The organism is Melaminivora alkalimesophila (genome assembly GCF_000282995.1).
Classification (GTDB): Bacteria; Pseudomonadota; Gammaproteobacteria; order Burkholderiales; family Burkholderiaceae_C; genus Melaminivora; species Melaminivora alkalimesophila.
In genome coordinates this window covers 1-5,003 of record NZ_ALEE01000264.1, presented here as the reverse complement: position 1 = coordinate 5,003, position 5,003 = coordinate 1, and the positions used below count along the sequence as shown (strand labels likewise).

The window sequence follows — 5,003 nt, the reverse complement described above, 5'->3', positions numbered from 1 at the left end:
AGCCCCAGCCGCTCGGCCAGCTCGCCGGCGCCGCCGGCGTGGTCGATGTGCGCGTGGGTCAGCCAGATGGCGGCAAGCCGGATGCCGCGGCGCGCGGCCTCGGCCTCGATGCGTTCCAGCTCGCCGCCCGGGTCGATCACGGCGCCCTCCATGGTCTGGTCGCACCAGACGAGCGAGCAGTTCTGCTGGAAGGGCGTGACGGGGATGGTGTGGTAGTGCAGCATGTGGTTCTCCGGGCCGGTCACAGCGCCAGTTCGTAGCCCACCGTGATGGGCGCGTGGTCGCTGAACTTCTGGTCCTTGTAGATGTGTTCGGTGCGCGCGAGCTGCGCCAGGGCGGGCGTCGCCAGGTGGTAGTCCAGGCGCCAGCCCACGTTGTTGGCGTAGGCCTGGCCGCGGTTGCTCCACCAGGTGTAGCACTCGTCGGTGGTGTGGGGCTTCAGGTGGCGGTAAACGTCCACCAGGCCGCCCGTCGGGTCAGTCGGGTGCAACAATTTTGTCATCCAGGCGCGCTCCTCGGGCAGGAAGCCGCTGTTCTTCTGGTTGCTGCGCCAGTTCTTGAGGTCCGCCTGGCTGTGGGCGATGTTGATGTCGCCGCACAGGATGAACTCGCGCTCGGCCTTGAGGCGCATCAGGTGCGGGTGGAAATTGTCCAGGAAGCGGAACTTGGCCAGCTGGCGCTCTTCGCCTGAGGAGCCGCTCGGGAAATAGACGCTGATGATCGACAGGCGGCGCGTCGGGGTGTCAAAGCGCAGCTCCAGGTAGCGGCCTTCCGGGTCGAACTCGCCGCAGCCGTAGCCCACGCGCACGTCGCTGGGCTCGTGCCGCGTGTAGATGCCGACGCCGGAATAGCCCTTCCTCTGGGCGAAGTGGAAATGGCCCTGCAGGCCCGCCAGCTGCTCGAAGCGGCCCTGCAGGTCGGCTGCCTGGCAGCGCACCTCCTGCACGCAAATACAATCCGGGCGGTACTGCTCCAGCCAAGGCTCGAGCCCCTTGGAGGCGGCCGAACGGATGCCGTTGAGGTTGAGGCTGGTGAGTTTGAACAGGGATGGATCCATGCTGAATCAGAGCGCCGCCTCGGAGGGCGGGCAGGACAACGCGCCAGGGCCGCAGGCGGCGCGCCTGGCGCAGGACTTCGTGCGTTTTGCCGTCGAGGCGGGGGTGCTGCGCTTTGGCGAGTTCAAGACCAAGGCCGGGCGCATGAGCCCGTACTTCTTCAACGCCGGTCTGTTCGATGACGGCGCCAAGCTGGGGCAGCTGGCGCAATTCTATGCGCAGGCCCTGCTGGACAGTGGCGTGCAGTTCGACATGGTCTTCGGCCCGGCCTACAAGGGCATCCCGCTGGCCGCGGCGGTGGCGGTGGAGCTGGCGCGGCGCGGGCGCAATGTGCCATTTGCCTACAACCGCAAGGAGGCCAAGGACCACGGCGAGGGCGGCCAGCTCGTCGGCGCGCCGCTGGCCGGGCGCGTGCTGATCATCGACGACGTGATGAGCGCCGGCACGGCCGCACGCGAGTCGATCGCGCTGATCCGCGCCGCCGGCGCCGAGCCCCACGCCATGGCCATTGCCCTGGATCGGCAGGAAAAGGCGACCGAGGACGGGCGCGACGTGGAGCACAGCGCGGTGCAGTACGTGCGCGACGTCCTGGGCCTGCGGGTCTGTGCCATCGCCACCCTGGCAGACTTGTTGCAATATCTTTCGGCAAGCGGGGCGGGCGCGCAGATGCGCGCGCACCGTGAACGCGTGCTGGCCTACCGCCAGCGCTACGGGGTGGAGGGCTGAGCGCCACGCGGCGCCCGGCCGCCACCCGCATGGTTCTAGGGCAGGAGCTGGCTTGAGAACGCTTGTACGACAAGGATGGCGGGGGGTGCTGATCGGGCTGGGCCTGGCAGCTGCCGCGGCGCACGCGCAGCAGGGCAAGGGGCCCGTGGAGGTCTACACCTGCATCGACAAGCTCGGTCGGCGCCTGACCTCGGACCGGCCCATTGCCGAGTGCATCGACCGCGAGCAGCGCGTGCTGGACCACACCGGCACCGAGCGCCGGCGCATCGGCCCCACGCTGACCGAGCACGAACGCGCCGCGCTGGAGCAAAGGCGCCGCGCCGAGGCCCAGGAGCGGGCGCGCGTGGCCGAGGAGCGCCGGCGCGAACGCGCCCTGGTCACGCGCTACCCCGACGAGGCGAGCCACCAGGCCGAGCGCGAGCAGGCGCTGGCCCAGGTCAGCGAGGTGACGGCCGTGGCACGCCAGCGCATCTCGGAACTGGCGGCCGAGAAGAAGCGCCTCGACGTCGAGCTGGAGTTCTACGACGGCGACCTGTCCAAAGCGCCGGCCAAGCTGCAGCGCCAATACGCCGACAACGAGTTGGGCGTGCGCGAGCAGCAGCGCTTCATCGCCCTGCAGGAGCAGGAACGCGAGCGCGTGCAGCAGCGTTTCGACGCCGAGCTGGCCCTCTTGCGCCGGCTCTGGGCGGCGCAGCGTGCGGCGGCCGAGCGCTGGGCGCCGCCTGGGGCATCCAGCGCCAACTGAGGCCGGCCTCGGCCCCACAGGTCGCGGTTGGTCGCCGCGCGCCGCGGCGCCGGGCGCGGCCGTGTTTCCTCAGCTGCCCAGCCGCGCCTTGAGCAGCGCGTTCACCTGCTGCGGGTTGGCCTTGCCCTTGCTGGCCTTCATGACCTGGCCCACCAGGGCGTTGAAGGCCTTGTCCTTGCCGGCGCGGTACTGCTCGACGTTGCCCGGGTTGGCGGCGATGACCTCGTCGACGATGGCCTCCAGCGCGCCGGCATCCTGCATCTGCCTGAGGCCCTTGGCCTCGATCAGCGCATCGACGTCCTGGCCTTCGCCGCCCCAAAGCGCGTCGAACACCTGGCGCGCGGCGTTGTGGCTGATGGTGCCGTCGTGGATGCGGGCGATCAATGCCGCGAGCTGGGCGCTGGAGACTTTGACCGCATCCATGCCGATTTCCTCGGCATTGAGCCGGCGCGAGATCTCGCCCATGACCCAGTTGCTGGCCAGTTTCGGCTGGCCGCAAGCACGTGCCGCGTCCTCGAAATAGGCCGCCAGGCCCAAACTCTGCGTGAGCGTGGTCGCGTCGTACTCGGGCAGGCCGTATTGCTCGACGAAGCGCGCCGCCATGGCGCGCGGCAGCTCCGGCATGGTGGCGCGCACCTCGTCGATCCAGCCGGGCGCAATCACCAGCGGCGGCAGGTCCGGGTCGGGGAAGTAGCGGTAGTCGGCGGCGTCTTCCTTGGTGCGCATGGCGCGCGTCTCGCCGGTGTCGGGGTCGAACAGCACGGTGGCCTGCTCGATCCTGTGCCCGTCCTCGAGCTGCTCGATCTGCCAGCGGATCTCGTAGTCGATGGCCTGCTGCATGTACCTGAAGGAGTTCAGGTTCTTGATCTCGCGGCGCGTGCCCAGCGGCTGGCCGGGCTTTCTCACCGAGACGTTGGCGTCGCAGCGGAACGAGCCTTCCTGCATGTTGCCGTCGCAGATGCCGATCCAGGTCACGAGCTTGTGCAACTCCTTGGCGTAGGCCACGGCTTCCTCGCTCGAGCGCATGTCCGGCTCGGTCACGATCTCCAGCAGGGCCGTGCCGGCGCGGTTCAGGTCGATGCCGCTCATGCCGACGAAGTCCTCGTGCAGCGACTTGCCGGCGTCGGCCTCCAGGTGCGCACGCACCAGGCGCACGGTCTTCTTCTCCCCGCCCAGGTAGAACGACACCTCGCCGCCCTGCACCACCGGCTTGTCGAACTGGCTGATCTGGTAGCCGTGCGGCAGGTCGGGATAGAAATAGTTCTTGCGCGCGAACACGCTCTCGTGGGCGATGTTCGAGCCCAGCGCCAGGCCGAGCCTGATGGCGAATTCCACCGCCTTTTTGTTCATGACCGGCAGCGTGCCGGGCAGGGCCAGGTCGATGGCGCTGGCCTGGGTGTTGGGCGGTGCGCCGAAGGCGGTGCTGGCGCGGCTGAAGATCTTGCTGGCGGTGGCCAGCTGGGCGTGCGTCTCGAAGCCGATCACGACCTCGTAGCCCTGGATGAGTTTGGCTGTCATGGCAAGCGGGGCGGTGTCTCGGATCAGGCGGCCGGGCGGCGCAGGTGGAAGTCGGTGGCCTGCTGCAGGCGGTGCGCGAGGTTCAGCAGGCGCGCCTCCTGGAAGTGGTTGCCGATCAGCTGCAGGCCCACGGGCATGCCGGCGTCGCCGAAGCCCGCCGGCACGCTCATCGCCGGCAGGCCGGCAAGCGACGCGGGCAGGGTGTAGATGTCGGCCAGGTAGGTGGCGAGCGGATCGGTCTTGGCACCGATCGGCCAGGCGACGGTAGGCGAGACCGGCCCGGCGATCACGTCGCACTGCGTGAAGGCCTGCTGCAGGTCGTCGGCGATCATGCGCCGCAGCTTCTGCGCCTGCAGGTAGTAGGCGTCGTAATAGCCTTCGCTCAATACGTAGGTGCCGATCATGATGCGCCGCTTGACCTCCTCGCCGAAGGCCTCGGAGCGCGACTTCCTGTACATGTCCACCAGGTCGGAATACTGTGCGGCGCGGTGGCCGTAGCGCACGCCGTCGAAGCGCGACAGGTTGGAACTCGCCTCGGCGGGGCTCAGGATGTAGTAGACCGGCACGGCCAGGTCGGTGCGCGGCAGGGAGATCTCCACCCGCTTTGCGCCGAGCCTTTCATACTCCTGGAGCGCGGCCTCGACGGCGGCGCGCACGTCCGGCGCCAGTCCATCGCCGAGGAATTCGCGCGGCACGCCGATGCGCAGGCCCTCGATGCCCTCGCCCAGGTTGCGGCCGAAATCCTCGGCCGGCCGGTCCAGGCTGGTGGAGTCTCGCTCCAGGTCCGGGCCGCACAGCTGGCTCAGCAGCAGCGCGCAGTCCTCGGCCGAGCGCGCCATCACGCCCGCCTGATCCAGGCTGGAGGCATAGGCGATCATGCCGTAGCGGCTGGCGCGGCCGTAGGTCGGCTTGATGCCGGTGATGCCGCACAGGCTGGCCGGCTGGCGGATGGAGCCGCC

6 protein-coding genes are annotated in these 5,003 nt (G+C 69.3%); 2 read left to right on the top strand and 4 right to left on the bottom strand.

All coding sequences use genetic code 11. The features are described from left to right. Window positions 1–224 (bottom strand): MBL fold metallo-hydrolase (locus A612_RS04875; RefSeq protein WP_019373419.1); only part of this gene is annotated, 224 nt, incomplete at its 3' end. A 17-nt stretch (window positions 225–241) separates the two neighbouring features. Then, a complete protein-coding gene (locus A612_RS04870; protein WP_040436102.1) occupies window positions 242–1,045 on the bottom strand; it encodes an exodeoxyribonuclease III in 804 nt (267 codons plus the stop codon). A gap of 10 nt (window positions 1,046–1,055) precedes the next feature. Between A612_RS04870 and pyrE the strand changes: the two genes are divergently transcribed. Together pyrE and A612_RS04860 are read left to right on the top strand one after the other, a co-directional pair. Next, on the top strand, window positions 1,056–1,781 hold the full coding sequence (gene pyrE, locus A612_RS04865) for an orotate phosphoribosyltransferase (protein ID WP_019373417.1): 726 nt from the start codon (window positions 1,056–1,058) through the stop codon (window positions 1,779–1,781). Between the two features lie 85 nt (window positions 1,782–1,866). Further along, window positions 1,867–2,526, top strand: coding sequence for a flotillin family protein (locus A612_RS04860; RefSeq protein ID WP_019373416.1), 660 nt, complete (start codon window positions 1,867–1,869; stop codon window positions 2,524–2,526). Window positions 2,527–2,595: 69 nt separating this feature from the next. Here A612_RS04860 and gatB read toward each other — a convergent pair whose 3' ends face one another. After that, on the bottom strand, window positions 2,596–4,044 hold the full coding sequence (gatB, locus tag A612_RS04855; protein WP_019373415.1) for an Asp-tRNA(Asn)/Glu-tRNA(Gln) amidotransferase subunit GatB: 1,449 nt from the start codon (window positions 4,042–4,044) through the stop codon (window positions 2,596–2,598). 23 nt (window positions 4,045–4,067) lie between these two features. After that, on the bottom strand, window positions 4,068–5,003 hold a 936-nt coding region (locus A612_RS04850; protein WP_019373414.1), incomplete at its 5' end, for an amidase family protein.